The organism is Niveispirillum sp. BGYR6 (genome assembly GCF_027568365.1).
GTDB lineage: Bacteria > Pseudomonadota > Alphaproteobacteria > Azospirillales > Azospirillaceae > Niveispirillum.
In genome coordinates, this window is sequence record NZ_JANLNL010000013.1 from 155201 (window position 1) to 174005 (window position 18805).

Here is an 18805-nt window from a genome sequence, read left to right on the forward strand (position 1 = left end):
ATTATAACCAAGGCGGTCAGAGCATGACCGCCTTGGATGGTATCAACCTGGATATTCAAGGCGGCTCAATCTTTGGCATCCTGGGACGTTCCGGTGCTGGAAAGACCACGCTGATCCGCTGTCTGAATCGGCTGGAAACACCCAGCACTGGGCGCATTCTGGTTGGTGATGTCGATCTGGCATCGCTGCCGCCTGACGAATTGCGGCGGCAGCGACGGCGCATCGGCATGGTGTTCCAGCATTTCCATCTGCTGCATTCGCGCACCGCGGCGGACAATATCGCTGCACCCCTGGAAATCGCCGGCGTTCCGAAGCCGCAACGAAAGCGGCGGGTCGCTGAACTGCTGGATCTGGTCGGCCTGTCGGACCGGGGAAACGCTTATCCATCCCAGCTTTCCGGTGGGCAAAAACAGCGCGTGGGCATCGCCCGCGCCCTGGCAGCTGACCCGGACGTGCTGCTATCGGATGAAGCAACCAGTGCATTGGATAGCGAGACCACGGCCCAAATCCTGGACCTGCTGCGCGATGTCAACCGCCGGCTGGGGGTGACCATCGTGCTGATCACCCATGAATTGTCGCTGGTGAAATCCATCTGCGACGGTGCGGCCTTGCTGGAAGGTGGGCGGCTGGTGGAAAGCGGCGCGCTCAGCGATCTGGTCACTGACCCTTCATCGCGCCTAGGGCAATGGCTGCTGCCTGCACTGCCCGAGGTGCCATCGGACGGGCGGCACCTGGAACTGCGTTATGAGGGAAGAGGGGGTGATACTATCCTCTCCGACCTCACCTTGCATCTCGGCCAGTCCCCTGCCTTGCTGGGCGGCGGGGTGGAACAGGTGGCAGGCACCAGCGTGGGGCGCTTGCTGATCCGCCTGCCCCATGATGCCGATCTGGATTCCGTGTTCGCTTTTCTGGGCACGCGTGACGTGCGGGTGATGGTGCGATGAACCCGGAAACCCTGACCGAACTGCTGGACCTGCTGTGGGGTGCCAGCTTGGAAACGCTGTATATGGTGGCACTGTCCGGGTTCGTGACCCTAATGGCCGGCCTGCCCACCGGCCTGGCCCTCTACCTGATTGACGGGGATGGGCCGCTGCCCCGCCCCCGACTGCACCGGGTGCTGTCCACCATCGTCAATATCGGTCGTTCCCTGCCCTTCGTTGTGCTGCTGATCGCCGTCATCCCCCTGACACGTCTGATCGCCGGCACCTCGTTGGGCAGCACGGCCGCCATCGTGCCCTTGTCACTGGGTTCCATCCCTTTCTTCGCACGGGTGGTGGAGGCAGCCTTGCGGGAGGTTGACAAGGGCCGGATTGAGGCTGTGCAGGCCATGGGCGGCACGCTGCGCCATCTGGTCTTCATGGTCCTGTTGCCAGAGGCACTGCCGGCACTGCTGTCGGGCGTCACCCTGACGCTGGTCATGCTGGTTGGCTATTCAGCCCTGGCAGGCGTGGTGGGCGGCGGCGGTCTGGGCGATCTGGCCATTCGCTACGGCTATTTGAGGTTTAACACGGAGGTAATGTTGGCGACGGTTGTGGTACTGATTGTGCTGGTTCAGGTCATTCAGGCAGCGGGTGACTGGGCCGTGCGGCGTCTGGCGCATCGGCGGTGATCATGCAGGCGCTGGAACAGGCTCCCCCCGGTCATTTCGCTGGCATTCGCACCATCCTGACCGACATGGATGAGACGCTGACACTCAATGGCCGTTTGCCGGCCGCAACATATCTGGCGCTTGAACGGCTGCAGGCAGCAGGCATCCGGGTGATCCCTGTGACGGCAGCTCCCGCAGGCTGGTGTGACCAGATGGCGCGGATGTGGCCGGTGGATGCGGTCATCGCAGAAAATGGCGGCCTGTTCATCCAGCGCGCCCCGTCCGGCCATGGCGCCATCCGGGATGGCTGGAACGGGTCCGCCGATCTGACCGAGGCCCTGGCCGCAATCACAACCTATGTCCGTGGTACCGTGCCAACGGCACGGCTTGCCGATGATCAGCCCTTTCGCCTGACATCCATCGCCTTTGCCCGCACAGGTCAGCGGTCAACAGATAACGCCATCCTGTCTGCCATCCGCGCGGCGGGGGGACAGGGGACGGTGAATAATCTCTGGATCCTGGGCTGGATCGGCGCTTACGACAAGCTGGTGGCGGCCCGTCATTTCCTCTCCCGGCATCTGGGCCTGGATATCGATCGGGACGGCGAAAGCATCCTTTACAGCGGCGACAGCGCCAATGATGCGCCAATGTTCGGCTTTTTCCGTCATACGGTGGGGGTCAGCACGGTTCGCGACCATCTGGCCGACATCCCCACCCCACCAAGCTGGATCACGCCCAGCGCCGGCGGTCTCGGCTTTGTGGAATTGGCCCAGGCCATCCTGACGCACGCGTTGACCGGAGCCCAAATGCGACCGATTTCTCAAGCAAAAAAATTCCCAGAATGAACCCAGGTTGAAGCAAATAGCAAAAGCCCCTGAAAGAGCTGGTCCCCAGTGACCGGACAGTTTTTGTTTGGCGTTAAGCTTGGCCCTGTTCAGTTCACGCCGCCAAACACAGTCTTTCCGCCCTTTGCCTGTATGCTTGGTCGGGTGTTTGCCCCCCGAGCGCGGAATGCGGGCGTTGGGTATTGTAGTAATCGATCCAGCGTCCGATCCCGGCCCTGGCCTCGCTGGCGGTCTCGAAAGCGTGGAGATAGACGCATTCGTATTTCAGTGACCGCCAGAGCCGTTCGATGAACACATTGTCCATCCAGCGGCCCCTTCCATCCATGGAAACCTTGATACCGGCATCGGTCAAGATGCCGGTGAACCTCGGGCTGGTGAATTGTCCGCCCTGGTCGGTGTCGCATGGGAATATAGGTGATGTCCGTGCACCAGACATGATCCGGCCGGTCGATGGTCAGATCCCGCAGCAGGTAGGGCCAGATCTTGTGCTGGGGATGGGGAAGGCTGGTCTTTGGCCGTTGGTAGATGGTTGCCAACCCCATCCGGCCCATCAGCCGGCGCACCCGCTTGCGATTGACGACATGACCCTGGTGCCGCAGATGGTGGGTCATCTGCCGGCTGCCATACCAGGGCGTCTCCAGGAACTGGGCATCGATCACCCGCATCAGCGCCAGGTTCTCAGCACTCTCGCCCCATACCGGCCCGTAATAATGCGACCGGCTGATCGACAGCAGCGCGCATTGCTGGACAACCGACAAGCCGGGATGTGACCGATCCACCATCTCACGCCTCCGATCGGCGCTCATCGACCGGAGGCCTTGCGCAAAAAATCCCGCTCCACCACCAACTGACCGATCTTGGCATGCAGCCGGTCGATCTCGGCAGCATCAACAACTGGAGTGGCCTCGGTTTTGCCGGAAAACGACGCGGCCATCCCCTCGATCGCCTGCTTACGCCAAGCGCTGATCATCGTCTGGTGAACACCGTGCTTCGACACAAGCTGCGCCATCGTCAACTCGCCCCGGATCGCATCAAGTGCCACCTTCGCCTTGAAATCAGCCGAATATCGCTTCCTCTGTCCCGTCATGTCGGTCGTCCTTCAATAAGGCCGAACCAAGCTTATCAAACTGTCCGGTAACTGGGGACCAGCTCTTGGTCAGACGGCACCCATGATTACGGCCGGTCACTGGGCTGTGACCGGCCCTAACCATGGGTGGCCGGAACGGCCGGTTACTTGACGGTACCCTCCACCACGCGGTTCAACGGCTCGCGCGCACCGTCGCGCCGCGGCACCGGCAACTCGCGCTCACCAACCCACCGAACCTCGATGCGCGACGATGGCACGCCCGCCGCGACCAGCGCGTTGCGCACCGTTTCAACGCGTTGCTGCGATAGCGCCATGTTGTAGTAGTCCGTGCCCGGACTGGAGGCCTTGCCGATCAGGGTGATACGCCGGGCTGGATCGCTGCGGATCTCCCTGGCCGCATCGCGCATAGTGATCTCGCCGTCCTTGGTCAGCGTCGCCTTGTCGAACTCAAAATAGGTATTGTACATGGTCTGCTGATAGACCGCCGCCACCGGTCCGGGCGCCGCGATGACCGCCACGACCAGGGTGGTCTGGCAGGGTGTCGCCGTGCCCTCTACCGTCGCCGGGGCCAGACCGATGGCCAGATTTTGACAAGCCGCTTCCTCCACCGTCATGCCCTTGGCCCAATCCTGGGTGGACTCAACAGGCATCAACCCATGACCGTGGGTCATGGCCCGCCGCAGGAAGGGTTCCGCCAGATCCATCCGCCCCTGAGCCTGATAGGACGCCCCGAGATTGAGCTCGTCATAGGGGCTATTGGGCCATTTGATGTTGGACGCCTCCAGCAGCCGGGTAGAAGTTTCATAGTCCCCCGACTTCAGCGCGACATATCCGGGCGAGGTTACCCCCACATCGTGTCCCGGCGCGCTGCGCGTCGCGACTTGATGGGGCGTGGCCGTGCAACCGGCCAGCATCAGAATACCGAAGGCAATGCCCCCATCACGGTATTTCTCAACATATCGGATTCTCCTGCGTTCGGAAATCGTTGCGATTCCAAACCATTTCAAATATAGAATACATGGAATAATTTCACAGAAAAAGCGTCGGCAAATACTCAATTTTCCTTTTGCCTTTATTATACAAATGCCGGATTAAGAATTTCTATCCGAATTTTTCCTTTTCCGTCATCTCGGTCCAGTCCGCTGCCAGGGCCAGCCGAGCCAGGGCTGGCAGCGATCGCGCCCCGGTCTTGCGCATGATGGCGGCGCGGTGGTTTTCCACGGTGCGCTGGCTGATCGCCAGATCGGCGGCGATGTTCTTGCTAGGATGGCCGGCAAGGACCAGGGCCATGATCTGCCGCTGCCGTGCCGTGAGCCCGGCGACATGGTTCGCCGCCTCCGTGCGCCAGGCCAGCAATTTGCTGCCATCGCGGGCCTGCTCCAACGCGCGGTCGATACTGGCCAGCAGGTCGGCGCGGCTGACCGGCTTCTCGATGAAATCGACCGCTCCCGCCCGCATGGCCTGAACCGCCATTGGGACATCGCTGCTGCCGGTCATGATGATCACCGGCACACTGTCGCCCGCCTGCCGCAAGCGATGCAACAGACCCAGACCACTCATTCCCGGAAGATAGGCGTCGATCAGCAGGCAGGCATTGCCACCCGTCTGGAAGTGGGCGAGAAACTCCTCGGCATTGGCATGCTCCTCCGCCCGCCGCCCCTGCCCTGCCAGCGATTGACGAATACTGTCGCGCAGCATGGCATCGTCATCAATGATATGGATGGTGGTGATGCGGTCGGCGGCGACCATGGGATCCCGTTCGACCCGCGTGACCAGGGGCGGTGTCGATAGCAGACGTCTGATCGCGCTCAACAAGGCAGCCGGGTTCACCGGCTTGTGCAATTGCACCTCATTGCGCAAGGCGACGGCGCGCAACGTGTCGGTTGAGATGTCAGCCGTCAGCAGCAGCCCCGGAACCGGTCGGTGCAATGCCCGGCGCAGGGCCGCAAGCAGATCAAGGCCATTCATGCCCCCCGGCAGGTTGAAGTCGACCAACAAGACATCGGGCCTGAAATCACCAGTAGCTACTAGCTGCAGGGCCGATGGCCCGCCGGCCTCCAACGCCACCTTATGTCCGACATCGCGAAGCAACATCCCCAGCAGGTCTCTGACCTCCGGATCATCCTCCACCACCAGGATGGCACCGGTGGCGATGATCGCGTCTTCCGGGGCGGACTGCGCCGATGGCGGCGGCACCTCTCCTGCGCGGGGCAAGATATCAACGGCAAATACCGAACCTTTGCCAAGCTGCGACCGTACACGAACCGGATGCTCCAGTAGCCCCCCCAGACGCCGTACGATCGACAGGCCCAGTCCCAACCCGGTATTGGTCGGTTCGTCCGTCCCGGCAATCTGGTGATGCTCCTCGAAAATCGCCTGCTGCTCGGCCATGGGAATGCCGATACCGGTGTCCCAGATCTCGATGCTGATCCCACCCGCCCGGTGTCGGCAGCCGATCAATACCTTGCCCTTCCTTGTATATTTCAAGGCGTTAGACAGAAGGTTGCGCACCATCTGTTCCAGCAGCCGCCGGTCGCTGAAGATCTGCGTATTGCTCATGACCACGCGCAGGCTCAGGCCGCGGGCCTGCGCGTGATAGCTGAATTCGTCACGCATCCGGGTCAGCAGATCAAGCAGGGAGAAGCGGGTGATGTCGGTGGTGACAATGCCAGCCTCTATCTGGTTGATGTCCAACAGAGCGTTCAGCATGCCGGACATGGCACCCAGCGTCTCGCCAAAGCGGTCCAGCAATTCCCGTTCCCGGTCGCCCTTCATCATGTTCGACAGCACGCCCTGCAACAGGGTCAGCGTCTGCAAGGGCTGGCGCAGGTCATGGCTGGCGGCTGCCAGGAAACGTGATTTACCCTGATTGGCCAGATCGGCAGCGCGCTTGGCCGCAGCCAGCGCATCACCGACATGCCGGCGCTCGGTGGTGTCGGTAAACGTGATGACCACGCCCTCGACCCGGCCATCCTGGGTGCGATAGGACAGGACGCGGCGAAGGTACCAGGCCCCCGTCCGCGTTTCGATTTCCCTTTCCAACGGTACGCCCGATCGCAGCACCGCCTGTGCGTCCGACGACAAGCCCCCATCGGCAACCAGCGAATTCAGGTCCGACAAGGGGCGGCCGACATCCGTGGGTAAGATGTTGAACAGCAACCGCATGGCCGGGGTGAAGAACCGGATGGCCAGGGCCAGATCAAGGAAGATCGTCGCAACATCGGTACTGAACAGCACGTTCTGCAGGTCGTTGGCCGTGGTGCGCTGTCTGTCCAACGTCTCATGCAACTGGCTGTTCAGCGCGGTCAACTCCTCGTTCAGCGACTGCAATTCTTCCTTGGAGGTCAGTAACTCCTCGTTGGCCGACTGGTATTCCTCGTTGATGGCCAGGGCCTCCTGGATCATGGCCTTCTGGTCTTCGCCGGCCAGTTCCAGGTTGCGGATGGCAGCCTCAAGTTCCGCGCGCGTATGCTCCAGCTCACGTTCCAGCGCATTCACCCCGTCGCTTGGCGCCGGCGTGCCTTGTCCGACGGCCTGTCTGTCGAACAAGGGCGGGTCGATGAAGCAGACCAGCATCAGGTCCTCTCCATCATGGCGCACGGGCTGCACCGCAATGCCGAAGGACCGTTTGTCATCATCCTGACGTGAGCGGCCGCCGGGGATGATGACCGCTTCCTGTCCCTGGCGAGCCCGCTGGATAGCGGCCCGCAGCTTGACCGACAGGCCCGGCAGCACCATCGACAGCAGGTCTTGCGTGGGATGGCCCGCCGGTACCCGCAAATAGCGCTCGGTCGGGCCGAGCGAATAAAGGCAATCGTGCCGCCGGTTGATCAACACCGCAGCCGGCCCGTAATCACGGGCGACCAGCCGCTGGCAGAGATCGGCCAGCGCTGCCTGCCGGGATGGCCCCGGCCCTGCATTCACCCGCGTGGGGACACGCACCCCATCGCCGGCGCTCATCAGGAAGGCGAAATCACCCGGCCTGCTGCGGCCGACATGCCGGTACAGGCGGGCGGATTTCGACACCAGCTCGAACCGGTCATCCCCGACCGGGGCCACCGTCTCCGATCCGCCCAACAGCAGGAAACCATTATCCCGCAGGGCGAAATGGAACAGTGACAGCACGCGGGCCTGCGCTTCGGGCAGAAGATAGATCAACAGGTTGCGGCAGGAGATGAAGTCCAGCTTGGAAAAAGGCGGGTCGGCCAGCACATCCTGCACCGTGAACACCACCAGAGACCGCAATTCCGGCGTAACCCGGTATCCCCCATCCTCTGTTGTGAAGAACCGAGCCAACCGTTCGGGGGACACTGCGCCGGCGATGCTGGCGGGATACAGCCCCTCCCGTGCCGTCGCCACGGCGTCGGGATCAACGTCCGACGCGAAGAACTGCAACTTCAAGCTCAGTCCTAGCGTCGTCATCTGCTCCAGGAACAGCATGGCGAGCGAATAGGTCTCCTCCCCCGTACTGCATCCCGCCACCCAGAGACGCAGGTGATTGTCATGTGCCTGGGCACGGATCAGGTCGGGGATGGTCGTGCTGGACAGCAGGTCGAACACCGGGGCGTCACGGAAGAAACTCGTGACATTGATCAACAGATCCTTGGCCAGATTGTCGCGTTCCCCAGGTGTATTGCGCAGCAGGTCCAGATAGGCATCCGTCTCGCCCATGGCGATGCCCGCCATCGCCATGCGCCGATTGATGCGGCGGCGCAGCGTGCCTTCCTTATAAAGGGAGAAGTCGTAGGGTGTGCGGCTGCGCAGCAGGTCGACCACGGCCGGCAGCCCGTCGGGCACGGCAACCGCCCCACCCTGGACTGCGGCGCCGGGATGGTGGCGGATTGCGGCCGGCATCAACGCGACCGGCAATATCTGGCTGACCAATCCGGTGGCAATGGCATTACGCGGCATGCCGTCATATCCGGCCTCCTCCGGCGTCTGAACGAGGACCAAGCCTCCGGCCGACCGTATCGCCGTCAGCCCCACGCTGCCATCGGCGCCTGTTCCTGACAGAATCACGCAGATCGCGCGCGCGCCATATTCGCGGGCCAGCGCCGCCAGCAGGAAATCAAAGGGCATGCGGGCACCATGACGGGCCCGTGGCGGCGACAGGCGCAACAGACCCTTGGTCACCGACAGATAGGTGCCGGGCGGGATGACATGTACCCGACCGGGCAGCACCTCCATGCCGTCCATCGCCTCGCATACCGGCATGACCGTGTGGCTGGCCAGAAGATCGACCAGCAGGCTGTCACGGTTGGTCGGGTCCAGATGCTGCACCAGGATAAAGGCCGCCCCGCCGCCATCGCCCAACGCCGCCACCAGCCGGCTCGCGGCATCAAGCCCGCCGGCAGACGCCCCGATGCCAACCACCGGGAAGTCCCGCTCCACGGACACTGCGTCGGCGGGCCGTGATGGGATGGGCGTCATGGTAAAATCACCTTCAAATAGCCAATAAGCTTCCCATTGGCCTAGTTCCAGTGTATCACAATCACACAACAATACGATAAAATATATAAAACTTCCGAAATACTCCATATGCATTTGAGTATTTCCCGAATCTTTGCGTCATCCACTCGCTGAATTACAACTGGCGCAAAATGTGGAGATCAGGTGGAGGATCGCATGCACCACACGCACAACACCTTGTCGGAGAATATCCGCGGCCAGTCGGTCGAACTGTTGAACCGCCACCTGGCTGCGGCCATTGATCTGCATGGACAGATCAAGCAGGCCCATTGGAATGTGCGCGGCAGCGGCTTTGGCGCCGTGCATGAGTTGTTCGATAATATCGCCGTTGAGGTCGAAACCTATTCCGACCTGATTGCAGAGCGGGCAGGTGCGCTTGGCGGCACTGCCCACGGCACCATCCAGGTGGCAGCTGATCGTTCCTTCCTGGTGCCGTACACGCTGGGGGTGGCTGAATCACGTCAGCACATTTTCGCCCTTTCCCAGGCGGTCTCCGCCTTCGGCCAATCGGTTCGCGAGGCTATTGGCCTCTCCACCGCGCATGGCGATCCGGGCACCGCCGACCTGTTTACTGAAGTTTGCCGCGGAATGGACCGGCAACTCTGGTTGATTGAATCCCATGCGGTGCTGTCATGAGCGACGCCCCCAACCAGCTGCCCTCCATGACAGCGCGTGACGCGCTGTCCCGTTGGGACAATGAGGGTGGCGCCCTGCAATCGCCTGATCGCACGCAAAGCCTTCGCATCCTGATCGTGGCCGGCGATCCCTTAATTTCTTTGCCGCTGGCCGCAGCGCTTGGCGATCTTGGGCATGAAGTCCGGTTCATTGCCCTGTCGAATGACCAAGCCGCAAGGTTGGGGATTGCCAGCCCGCCTGATCTGATCTGATCTGATCATCGCTGATGCCTATCTTGAGAGCGATGAAAGATTGACGGCGACGGCGCCGGTCATGCGCGCCTTGTTCGTACCGCGCCTGTTCGATGTTGGCGTATCGCTGCGGCCTGGGCGATGGTCCTACGCAGGCCCTTTCGCACGAACGATCTTCATCGCGCGATCCGGCAGACCATGGGGAAAGCCGTGTGATGAAGAAGTTCATCGCCTGGACGCACCGAAGCCCTGCAACGGGCGGATGCCGGCAGAAAAGTCTGGCCAAACCCATCGGAGAGCCGCACCCATCCCATGCAACCGGCGCCTTGCAACGCGTCGGTTTTAAGGATGCGGCCCCGTCATCAGTTTTGTGGCTATGCCGTCCGACTTTGCACCCGGCTCAAGGCGTGTGTTTCTCGGCACTTTTCTCGATGGCCGTGCCGGTCTTGGAGATATCCTCCCCAGCGCCGGCCATGGTGTGACAGGCGTTAAGCAGCGGTGTCGCCGTAAACAGCATCACGAACAGCAAGGGGAATGGAAGGGTCTTCCCGGTCATCTCGACCTCCTGCAGCTGTGGCGTCATCAGATCCTGCCCGTCAGGAACAGGATGAGGACGATGATAAGGATGAGGCCCATGCCACCGCTTGGGTAATAGCCCCAACCGGTGCTGTGCGGCCATCGTGGCAGTGCCGCGATCAACATCAGAACGATGATGATCAGCAGAATGGTGCCGAGACTCATGACCGACCCTTTCTGTCAGCGGGTGTATTTGTATTCCGGCAGACCTTTCAGCGTTTCCTTGGTGGCATCGTGCAGAACGAACTTCTTGTCCGTCACGTTCAGCGCCGCGTAGGAGACGACGACATATTTCGACCCCATGCCAAGGAAACCGCCGACCGACAACACGGCAAACGGCACCTTGTCGTTGGGCGTCACGATCAGATCGTCGATGGTGCCCACCGTCTCGCCGGCAGCATTGTAGACCGTGCTGCCCACCACCTTGGAGGTACGGTAACCAGTTGCCAGGGTGGTCGGGTCCACCTGCGTCAACGCGATGGTCTGTGGGACGCCCTGTGCCAGAGCACCTTCATCAAGGGACAGGGCAGCAACGGCGAGCCCGGTCAGAAGAATATGAAGACGTGTCATGATGCGTCCTTCGCAATGAAGCTGAAAAGAAAAGGGTGCCGGCACATCCAAGCGGGGCTACTTCTTCTGCGCCTGCTTGGCATCGGCTTCCGCGTCATGCTTGTCGGCATGAACGGCCGGGATATGCGGCGTCTCGGCCGGCTTGCCGGGGGCGCTGTGAACGGGTGTGACGATGGGCTTGGCGGAGTGGTTGCTGCCGGGCTTTTCCATGTCGGTGTCTTCCTTGTTGCTGCCCCGGGGTGGGGCGGGGTGTCAGGCGGCATCTGCGGATATGCGGAGTTCGCGCCGACAATGTTGACTGCCCGATCGTCGGAGAGAGAACGGACCATCAAACATGCTGAAAGCTAAAACGATTCAATAAAATTAGACAGACTCGGAAAGTACCCATGTAGTTTACATTTATATGCCTTTTGATATTATTTGAAATATATTGATAATTATCTGGCATATCCATGCCGCCCGGCATGACCACGGAAATCCACCGTGCCCCCCTCCAATTCTTGAATTGTGAGTGGTACAGGCCCTGTCCTACCGAGAGGAGGGCTATTTGATGAAGAAGAGCCCTCCTTCGATCGGAGGACTTTACTTTATGCCGGAGACATTTCCAGGGAGCAGGTCAGCCTAGCTCAGAACCAATTCGCTCATAAACATAGCGAATCAGAAATCACAAAACATGCAAACCCCTCTCGGGAATTCTACTGGATTCAGGGTATATAACGTTGCGGGCTGATCTGGGCCCGGACACCAGGGTGTGTCAGGGCCTGCGTGCTGCCGGGCAGGAGAGGTCGGTTGGCGCGTCAAGATTGCCAGCGGCGCAACGATCAGGGTGCTGCTGAACTGGCCACAGCCATCTGAACCGGATCCTGCGCTACCACGGGTGTTCCGATCCTGTCCAGGGTGCCGGCCGGGGCGGCGGCAACCTTTTCCGTCTGCGGGGTGCTGGCATCCGTTGCTTGCGGGCCGGGGTTTTCGGGGGTGGCGGGGGCGATGCGTGGCACCGTCACCTTGCCGGCTTCCAGATCCTTGGAAACAGCGACAATGCCAGCAGCCAGGGCGTCGACATTGTCGGCAGCCACTTCCCGCGGCAGCGGGTCCAGCCCGGCCGAGGCATAGATTGCGCCCAGGGAGTTCTGCAGTTCGGCATAGGCCCGGCCGCGGGCGCGGCTGGCCAGCAGGGCCGAGGCGCGGGCGCGCACCAGTTCCAGCACGTTCTGGGCGTCATTCTGTGTCGCGGCTGCGACATTGCCAAGAATGCGGCGTTCGACATTCTCCAGTTCGCCGGCTCGGTCGAACAGGCCACGGGCGCGCTCGAAACGATGGTAGGAGAGGTTGACCTGGGTCAGTACGGCCATGCGCAGGGCGGTGCGGCGCACCTCTCCAACCTGCTTGCGGGCTTCCCCGGCATCCCGGATGTCAGACCAGTTCAACAGGTTGAACAGGTTCCAGGTAACCTGGACGCCAGCATCGGCCCAGTTCTGGTTCACCAGGTAGGAATTGCTGTCATAATTCAACCCGCCATAAAGATTGGCGCCCGGCAGCAGGCGCAGCAGGGCTGAACGGGTTTCCAGCACGGTATTGCGGGCCAGATAGGCCTCTTCCCGCACCTCGGGCCGTTCGATCATGGCGATTGCTTCCAGATCATCGACAGAAAGCGGCATTTTGGGCGCGGTCAGGGCAGTGGTATCCGGGGCTGCCACGCGGAAGCTGGTGGCCGGCGGCAGGTTCATCAGGCTGGCCAGGGTGGCCTGGGTAATGGCCAACTCGCTATCCAGCGCCTCCAGCTGCTGGATGATCTCCAGCAAGGCCTTTTGGAAGCGCAGGCTTTCCAGAGGGGGCAGCAGGCGCTGCTGCTCTGTCTGGTGGGCATAATCCAGGGCCTTGCGGGTATCGGCCAGGGCGCCGGCGACCTCGTCCTTCAACTGCTGGGCGCTGACCGCTTCCCAATAGGCGGAGCGGACCTGTTCGGTGATGCTCAGCACCACCTTGCGCCGGCGTTCTTCTGCCGCCAGCAGGCGATTGGCCTGGCTTTGCGCGGCATAATAGCTGAGACCGAAATCCAGCACGTTCCAGGACAGCTGCAGGTCGGCATTGCCGCCATTGCGGTCCTGGCTGCGGCTTGGATCGATGGAGCGGCTGCCGGTACGGCTGGATTCCGACACAGTCAGCAATTCGTTCGACCGGGTGCGCAGGCCAGCCCGGGCAGTCAGTTTGGGCAGCAGATCATGGGCACTGACATCCAGCAACCGATCCTCCAGCGCCTTTTCCATCATGGTCAGGCGGTGCTGGAGGTTATATTTGATGGCGCGTGCCAGAGCCTGTTCCAGCGTGACCGGGCCGTTCAGGGCTTCCTGCCCGTTGAACATGGCTTCCCGATCAGCGGCGGCCTGGGCAATCTGCTCATTCAGCGCCACGGGCTGGGGCTTGATCGAGCAAGCCCCGAGACCGATCAGCAGAATCGCCGATGTCCCCAGCAAGCGCGCCCGACGCACCGGCAGGCTGGATGAGAAATTTTCAAGACCGTGCCACATGATGACCCCTTCGTTTCCGCGGAAGGCGGCTTGTCTTTAACAAGCTCAATTGAATTTGATGGGATGGAACCGGGTGGTGCCGCTGGCACCACCCGGCATTATTGGATGATCAGGCTGCCCGTTCCCCGGTTTCGGCCGGTTTGGGTGGGGCGGCGTTTTCGTCATTGCCGGCATCGGCGTTGTCCGCGCCCGGCCAGACGGTGGCGAGACTATCCAGCCAGGACAGGCTGTCGGCCAGCCAGCCGGTGCTGCGGCTGGCGAGCTTGATCTGCTGGATCACCGGCAGCTTGCCTTCTGGGACCGGATCGGCAGCGGCCCGACGGGTGCCGTCGCCCTGGATGTCGGTGCGCTGACCGGGTGCCTGCTGATTGTTTCCGTCCTGGTTCTGGTCACGGTTCTGGTTCTGCCCATCGCCCTGGCTGGGGGAGCGCTGGGCCGGTGCCTGATCTTGCGCTGGTGTACCGACATTCAGTTCGAACTGGGTCTGGGCCTGGTCCCCCTCTGCGGTGCGGGCGACCACCCGCACTTCCAGTGTGCCCTTGAAGTTTGCGGGCACATTGACGGTGAAGGTGCCGGAGGCGGGATCGAACTTGACCCAGGGCGGCAGTGGTTTGCCGTCGGCCAGGGTGGCCTGCACGGTCACCGCCGAGCCGACATCGGCAAGGACGAAGGTTGCCGGGGGCAGCGTGAAGACCTGGGGTGAGCTGCCGGCGCTGGTTGACAGGGAGACATCGGCGACCGGTCTGGCGACGATCGCGCCGCCGGTGTTCACCGCAGTGCTGGTAACCGCCGTCTGAGCGGGGGCGACGAAGCCGGACGTGGCGGCAATCGTCCCGGTTGGCGTGACGATGGTGACTGTCGGTGTGACGGGTGCCACCGATATGGTGGGCGTGACCGATGTCACCGAGATGGTCGGCGTGACTGTTGGCGTCGGCAGGCTGGTCGTCACTGTCGGTGTGACCGAGACTGTCGGCGCGGTGGTGGTCGGCGTCGGCGTCGGCGCCGGCGGGGGCGGTGGGGGAGGCGGCGGCGGCGGCGGCGGTGGCGGTGGGGATATCGGTATCGTCACCGGTTCTGCTGCGATCTGTACCTGTGCCGTAACTTCCGCGGTCAGCCCCGTCCGGTCGGTGGCGATAACCGTAATGGTTATGCCTGTACCTGCGGTCAGCGGGCTGCCGGAAATTGTCCGGGTAGCGGCATCGAAGCTCAACCCGGCCGGCAGGTTGCGTACCGACAGGGTGAGAGTGTCGTTGGCATCCGCATCGCTGAACAGCCCGGCCGGCAGAGTGACATTGAGGGACTGACCGACCTGCCCCTGGATCAGCGGGATCGCGACACCCGTAGCGGCCGGCGCATCGTTGACCGACGTGACATTGATGGTCACGGCGCTGCTGGCAGTCAGGGGACCGCCGGTGCCGGTATTGCCGCCATCATTGATGGTGATGGCGAGCGTCTGGCTGGCTGTGCTGTTGGCGGCGGTTTGGAAGCGGACATTGCCAGCATTGACGAAGCTGTTGATGGCGGCCAGCGAGCCGGAGAGGGTCAGCGTGCTGGACTTGCCCTGGCAAAGTGGAGAGCCATTTTCTCACCGTCAGGCGGCGGCCTCGAACAGGATCGTGCTTTTGTAGCCCAAGGCCGAGTGTCGCCGTATGGGATTATAAAACCCGTCGATGAATGTGCCAATGGCACGTTCTGCCTGCCAACGTGACAGAAAAACCGTTCTTCAGATGAGTTCAGATTTCAGCGTCTTGAAGAACGTTTCCAACACTGCGTTATCATAGCAATTTCCTTTGCCGCTCATGGAAATCTGCAGACCATGATTTTCAGGATTTTCTGATATTCATCAGAACAATATTGGCTTCCTCTGTCCGAATGGTGGATCAAGTCGGGCTTTGGTCTGCGCGTGGCGATGGCGCGCTGCAAAGCTGTTATCGCCAGATCTTTCTTCATTCGGTCACTGACCGCCCAGCCGACCACCCGGCGGGAGTAGAGGTCAATGACCACGGCCAGATACAGCCAGCCTTCCGCCGTCCAGATGTGGGAAATATCGACGCCCCATTTCTGGTTCGGGCCCTCGGCGCTGAAATCCTGATCCAGCAGGTTGGCGGCCACAGGCCCGCCATGGGCACTGTCGGTTGTCTTCTTATAGCGCCGTTTCGTCAACGCTTTCAGTCCATTATCCCGCATCAGCCGGGCAATCCGGCGCCGCCCGCAGGACAGACCAGCGGTCTTCAGCTCTGCATACATACGGGGACTTCCGTAAGTCTCGTGCGAAAGTGCAAAGTGCTGACGGACATGCGCCAACAGTATCATGTCCGCATATTGCCGAAGACTGGGCTTGTCACCGCTTCCAGGCATAATAGCCCGAACTGCTCACGCCCAATAAACGACAGCTCCTACTGCTGTCGTCCGAAGAGTATATGCGCCTCAAGCGGCGTGACCGCCAAGTGATGGCATTGGCCGATTTCACCGACGCCGATCTGGAAGCACTGGAAGCATCGCAGCCCGCGCCTGAATCCGCCGCGTTCAATGCCGAAATGCCGCTGTAAGCCGTGCCGTTCCCCACACCCGTTCAAGGGCTTGTCATCCGCTACAGCTATCTGTGGCGACGGGAATATCTCCGTGGGCAGGAGGAAGGCGTCAAGGATCGCCCCTGCGCCGTCATCCTCGTCACCACGACGGAAGACGGCGAACAGGTTGTTACCGTCCTGCCCATCCCCATACGCCGCCCTCCGATGCACGGCTGGCCGTCGAAATCCCCACCATGACCAAGTGCGCCTTGGGCTGGATGGGGAACGCTCCTGGGTGGCGCTGACGGAAGCAAACCGCTTCTTCTGGCCCGGCCCCGATCTTCGCCCACTGCGGGCGGGAGACGCGGAAAGCATCGCCTATGGCGTGCTTCCCCATGCGTTGATGGATGACATCCGCAAGCGTTTCATCGCGCTGGTAAAGGCACAGCAGGCAGGGGCCGTGCCGCGAACCGAATAGGCCACAACTGGCCTGCCGCGACGCTGCACATGGTGGTTATCAAGCTGATAACTGACGTTTATCTGACATTTAACAGTTTATTTAGTGTTATTTGTCTGTGGCGAGCAGGGCAAAATACACCAAAAATAGACATTCATGCTGCTTAGTAGTAAGATTGCGGCATGAATTGAGGAGGGATCGTATGCCCGAAGTCCAGAAAGTAAGCGTTGCCCTGACCGGCGAACAGGTGGCTGCGTTGCGCGCTGCCGTCGATGCTGGTGAAGCGGCGCACCTGTGCCGATGGATTTCGACAGGCTGCGGCAGGAAAGCACAGCAGCGCCTGAACGAAGCACACACGGCAAATGAGCATGCCGGTTGAGGTACTTTGGTATCCGCAGGCCCGCACGGACTTGCTGGATATTTACTTGGTCATCGGCATCGAGAACCCGGTGGCGGCAGAGCGTATCTATGATGCGTTGGAAATGCGTGCGCGCCAACTCAGCCAGCACCCAAGGCTTGGCCCCTGAACCGCGCCCGGATATTCAGACAAGCACGCGGGTGCTGGTCGAGGAGCCGTATCTCATTCTCTACGAAACACGACCTGACACAGACGAGGGTATGGTCGATCAAGTGGCCATTGTCCGGGTCATCGACGGACGGCGGGATTTAGCGCGCATATAGTAAGGCCGTCTTGCTTGTTAGATAGCGCGGCTATGTTAGAAGTTCCTTGTACGCTCCGGCTTCGCCTCTGCTTTGCATGCGACTTTGCATGCGACCGGGGTTTGGCTTCTCTAGGGTAAAGGCGTGCCTCAGCCTTTCGCCGCATCCCGGCCCGCCGCCGTCACCACCACTGAAGTCAGGCCGCATTGCTGATGCAGGGTGGCGGGCTTGCAATTTATAACACTTAGTGCTACAAATTGGGACTATGTTGATTGGTTGGGCGCGTGCGCATCTTTAAGAACAAACCGTTTACGCGCTTCGCCAATAAGGCGGGCATCACGGATGCGGCATTACGCGATGCGATTGCGGATGCCGAGCGCGGCTTGGTGGATGCAGACCTTGGCGGCGGGGTGGTGAAACAACGCATCGCCCGTGCCGGGGGGCGGGAAATCGGGCGGATTCCGCACGATTATCCTGTTCAAGGTCGGGGATCGGGCGTTTTTCGTTCATGGGTTTGCCAAGAACGAAAAGGGCAATATCCGGGCCGATGAACTGGCCGCATTCAAGATGCTGGCGCAGCAGATGCTGGGGTACAGCGACACCGCGCTGGATGCTGCCGTCAGCGCTGGGATTTTAGTGGAGGTAACGAACGATGACGAAGCAATATCGCAGTGACATCATGGCATCCATCCATGAAACCGCTGAAGGGCTGCACGCGACCGGCCTGCTCGACAAGCAGACCATGCGGCAGTTTGATGAAGCTTGCCTGACGCCGGTACGCCCCCTCAGCGCCGAAGAAATCCGCGCGCTGCGTGAACGGGAGGGCGCAAGCCAAGCGGTTTTTGCCCGGTATCTGAACGTAACGACTGGCCTTATCAGCCAGTGGGAGCGCGGAGAGAAGCACCCGCAGGGCGCTTCCCTGAAGCTGTTGTCGTTGGTAGCTCGCCACGGGCTTGTTGCCGTGGCCTAACTTTCTACGGCAAAGACGGCCCTCTGCCTTTGCCTGCTTCGGCCACCTCTACCCGCTCAATCACCGGCACATCCATCCCCACCAGCTTGCCGTCATGTTCGTATGGCTCATGATGGCCTGCATCACCGCTTTCAGGCCACATCCCTGCATGGTGACGGCTTTGCCGCGATGGGTGAAGGTCAGGAACTCGGCTCCGCTGGTGCGGCGCAGGGCCAGGTTGTCAAGGTTATGGTAAAGGAAGCCGTCCATGTCGCCGGTAGCGCGGTAGAGGGCAAAACCCATCTGCACCCGGCTGCCGCTGCGGAAGGCCACATACTCGCCATCGGCAACCGGCGGCACAAGGTTGGCCTGCCCTCCCGGGACGGCTTCACGCTGGCAGGTGATGTCCTTATAGATGCTGCTGCTCATGGGTCGATGCCGCCGGGTCTGGGCTTCGGGTCGTTCGACGGTTTGGTATTATATCCCGCACCAGCCCGCACGTCGGCAGCGGCCTGCCGTACCGTTCGACCGTGCATGAACTCGAACACATCCACCACCCGCCGGAAGGCGGGTTGACCTGACCTGCCCCCTGGAAATGTGCCCGGCATAAAGTAGAGTCCTCCGATCGAAGGAGGGCTATTTGATGAAGAAGAGCCGTTCCAGCGAGGAACAGATCATCGGGATCCTGCGGGAGCAGGAG

21 protein-coding genes and 2 pseudogenes are annotated in these 18805 nt (G+C 61.4%); 12 read left to right on the forward strand and 11 right to left on the reverse strand.

Annotation, left to right across the window (positions count from 1 at the left end; genetic code table 11):
- The first annotated feature begins 23 nt into the window (after positions 1 to 23).
- Genes PCJ49_RS21830 through PCJ49_RS21845 form a run of 3 tightly spaced genes read left to right on the forward strand, consistent with a single transcriptional unit; the run spans position 24 to position 2433 of the window.
- The gene (locus tag PCJ49_RS21830) at positions 24 to 944 is read left to right on the forward strand and encodes a methionine ABC transporter ATP-binding protein (RefSeq protein WP_347710443.1); all 921 of its coding nucleotides are present in this window, start codon (positions 24 to 26) and stop codon (positions 942 to 944) included.
- Positions 941 to 1609: a methionine ABC transporter permease gene (locus tag PCJ49_RS21840; protein WP_269912823.1), complete on the forward strand. Its 669-nt coding sequence runs from the start codon at positions 941 to 943 to the stop codon at positions 1607 to 1609. The genes PCJ49_RS21830 and PCJ49_RS21840 overlap by 4 nt, the downstream gene beginning before the upstream one ends.
- Before the next feature lie 2 nt (positions 1610 to 1611).
- Complete coding sequence (locus tag PCJ49_RS21845; protein ID WP_269912846.1) at positions 1612 to 2433, forward strand: HAD-IIB family hydrolase; 822 nt, start codon at positions 1612 to 1614, stop codon at positions 2431 to 2433.
- Positions 2434 to 2527: 94 nt separating this feature from the next.
- On the opposite strand, the pseudogene PCJ49_RS21850 reads toward PCJ49_RS21845, so the two are convergent.
- The 3 genes and pseudogenes from PCJ49_RS21850 to PCJ49_RS21860 form a co-directional block, all read right to left on the reverse strand.
- Positions 2528 to 3520 (reverse strand): annotated as a pseudogene (locus tag PCJ49_RS21850) (IS3 family transposase).
- A gap of 143 nt (positions 3521 to 3663) precedes the next feature.
- Positions 3664 to 4578, reverse strand: coding sequence for an OmpA family protein (locus tag PCJ49_RS21855; protein ID WP_269912824.1), 915 nt, complete (start codon positions 4576 to 4578; stop codon positions 3664 to 3666).
- Between the two features lie 43 nt (positions 4579 to 4621).
- Positions 4622 to 8950 carry a CheR family methyltransferase gene (locus tag PCJ49_RS21860; RefSeq protein WP_269912825.1) on the reverse strand — a complete coding sequence of 1443 codons (4329 nt, stop codon included), beginning with the start codon at positions 8948 to 8950 and terminating at the stop codon, positions 4622 to 4624.
- A 183-nt stretch (positions 8951 to 9133) separates the two neighbouring features.
- On the opposite strand from PCJ49_RS21860, the gene dps reads away from it, so the two are divergent.
- Positions 9134 to 9625 carry a DNA starvation/stationary phase protection protein Dps gene (dps, locus tag PCJ49_RS21865; RefSeq protein WP_269912826.1) on the forward strand — a complete coding sequence of 164 codons (492 nt, stop codon included), beginning with the start codon at positions 9134 to 9136 and terminating at the stop codon, positions 9623 to 9625.
- Positions 9622 to 9876 (forward strand): hypothetical protein, encoded by a 255-nt coding sequence (locus tag PCJ49_RS21870; RefSeq protein ID WP_269912827.1) that lies wholly within the window; start codon positions 9622 to 9624, stop codon positions 9874 to 9876. The genes dps and PCJ49_RS21870 overlap by 4 nt, the downstream gene beginning before the upstream one ends.
- 379 nt (positions 9877 to 10255) lie before the next feature.
- Here PCJ49_RS21870 and PCJ49_RS21875 read toward each other — a convergent pair whose 3' ends face one another.
- The 6 genes from PCJ49_RS21875 to PCJ49_RS21900 all read right to left on the reverse strand — a co-directional run bounded on the left by PCJ49_RS21875 (position 10256) and on the right by PCJ49_RS21900 (position 14913).
- Entirely contained in the window at positions 10256 to 10438 is a 183-nt protein-coding gene (locus PCJ49_RS21875; protein WP_269912828.1) for an entericidin A/B family lipoprotein, read from the reverse strand.
- Positions 10438 to 10596, reverse strand: coding sequence for a DUF3309 family protein (locus PCJ49_RS21880; protein ID WP_269912829.1), 159 nt, complete (start codon positions 10594 to 10596; stop codon positions 10438 to 10440). The genes PCJ49_RS21875 and PCJ49_RS21880 overlap by 1 nt, the downstream gene beginning before the upstream one ends.
- Before the next feature lie 15 nt (positions 10597 to 10611).
- Positions 10612 to 11001: a PRC-barrel domain-containing protein gene (locus tag PCJ49_RS21885; protein WP_269912830.1), complete on the reverse strand. Its 390-nt coding sequence runs from the start codon at positions 10999 to 11001 to the stop codon at positions 10612 to 10614.
- A 57-nt stretch (positions 11002 to 11058) separates the two neighbouring features.
- Complete coding sequence (locus PCJ49_RS21890) at positions 11059 to 11211, reverse strand: hypothetical protein (protein ID WP_269912831.1); 153 nt, start codon at positions 11209 to 11211, stop codon at positions 11059 to 11061.
- 611 nt (positions 11212 to 11822) lie between these two features.
- Entirely contained in the window at positions 11823 to 13529 is a 1707-nt protein-coding gene (locus PCJ49_RS21895; RefSeq protein WP_269912832.1) for a TolC family protein, read from the reverse strand.
- 109 nt (positions 13530 to 13638) lie between these two features.
- Entirely contained in the window at positions 13639 to 14913 is a 1275-nt protein-coding gene (locus tag PCJ49_RS21900; protein ID WP_269912833.1) for a putative Ig domain-containing protein, read from the reverse strand.
- Here PCJ49_RS21900 and PCJ49_RS21905 point away from each other — a divergent pair.
- Positions 14888 to 15157, forward strand: coding sequence for a hypothetical protein (locus tag PCJ49_RS21905; protein WP_269912834.1), 270 nt, complete (start codon positions 14888 to 14890; stop codon positions 15155 to 15157). The genes PCJ49_RS21900 and PCJ49_RS21905 overlap by 26 nt on opposite strands.
- Here PCJ49_RS21905 and PCJ49_RS21910 read toward each other — a convergent pair.
- Positions 15121 to 15927 (reverse strand): annotated as a pseudogene (locus PCJ49_RS21910) (IS3 family transposase); the annotation flags it as partial. The gene PCJ49_RS21905 and the pseudogene PCJ49_RS21910 sit on opposite strands and share 37 nt — an antisense overlap.
- 22 nt (positions 15928 to 15949) lie before the next feature.
- Here PCJ49_RS21910 and PCJ49_RS21915 point away from each other — a divergent pair.
- The 6 genes from PCJ49_RS21915 (at position 15950) to PCJ49_RS21940 (ending at position 18126) form a co-directional block, all read left to right on the forward strand.
- Positions 15950 to 16078 carry a hypothetical protein gene (locus PCJ49_RS21915; RefSeq protein ID WP_269912847.1) on the forward strand — a complete coding sequence of 43 codons (129 nt, stop codon included), beginning with the start codon at positions 15950 to 15952 and terminating at the stop codon, positions 16076 to 16078.
- A gap of 223 nt (positions 16079 to 16301) precedes the next feature.
- On the forward strand, positions 16302 to 16517 hold the full coding sequence (locus PCJ49_RS21920; RefSeq protein WP_269912835.1) for a hypothetical protein: 216 nt from the start codon (positions 16302 to 16304) through the stop codon (positions 16515 to 16517).
- 181 nt (positions 16518 to 16698) lie between these two features.
- On the forward strand, positions 16699 to 16875 hold the full coding sequence (locus PCJ49_RS21925) for a hypothetical protein (RefSeq protein ID WP_269912836.1): 177 nt from the start codon (positions 16699 to 16701) through the stop codon (positions 16873 to 16875).
- Positions 16859 to 17023 (forward strand): type II toxin-antitoxin system RelE/ParE family toxin, encoded by a 165-nt coding sequence (locus PCJ49_RS21930; protein ID WP_269912837.1) that lies wholly within the window; start codon positions 16859 to 16861, stop codon positions 17021 to 17023. Before PCJ49_RS21925 ends, PCJ49_RS21930 begins: the two co-directional genes overlap by 17 nt.
- Positions 17024 to 17588: 565 nt before the next feature.
- Positions 17589 to 17831, forward strand: a complete 243-nt coding sequence (locus tag PCJ49_RS21935) for a type II toxin-antitoxin system RelE/ParE family toxin (RefSeq protein WP_269912838.1) — start codon at positions 17589 to 17591, stop codon at positions 17829 to 17831.
- Complete coding sequence (locus PCJ49_RS21940) at positions 17809 to 18126, forward strand: DNA-binding transcriptional regulator (RefSeq protein WP_269912839.1); 318 nt, start codon at positions 17809 to 17811, stop codon at positions 18124 to 18126. Before PCJ49_RS21935 ends, PCJ49_RS21940 begins: the two co-directional genes overlap by 23 nt.
- A gap of 60 nt (positions 18127 to 18186) precedes the next feature.
- Here the strand turns inward: PCJ49_RS21940 and PCJ49_RS21945 are convergent, their stop codons facing one another.
- The gene (locus tag PCJ49_RS21945) at positions 18187 to 18534 is read right to left on the reverse strand and encodes a hypothetical protein (protein WP_269912840.1); all 348 of its coding nucleotides are present in this window, start codon (positions 18532 to 18534) and stop codon (positions 18187 to 18189) included.
- Positions 18535 to 18805: the final 271 nt, after the last annotated feature.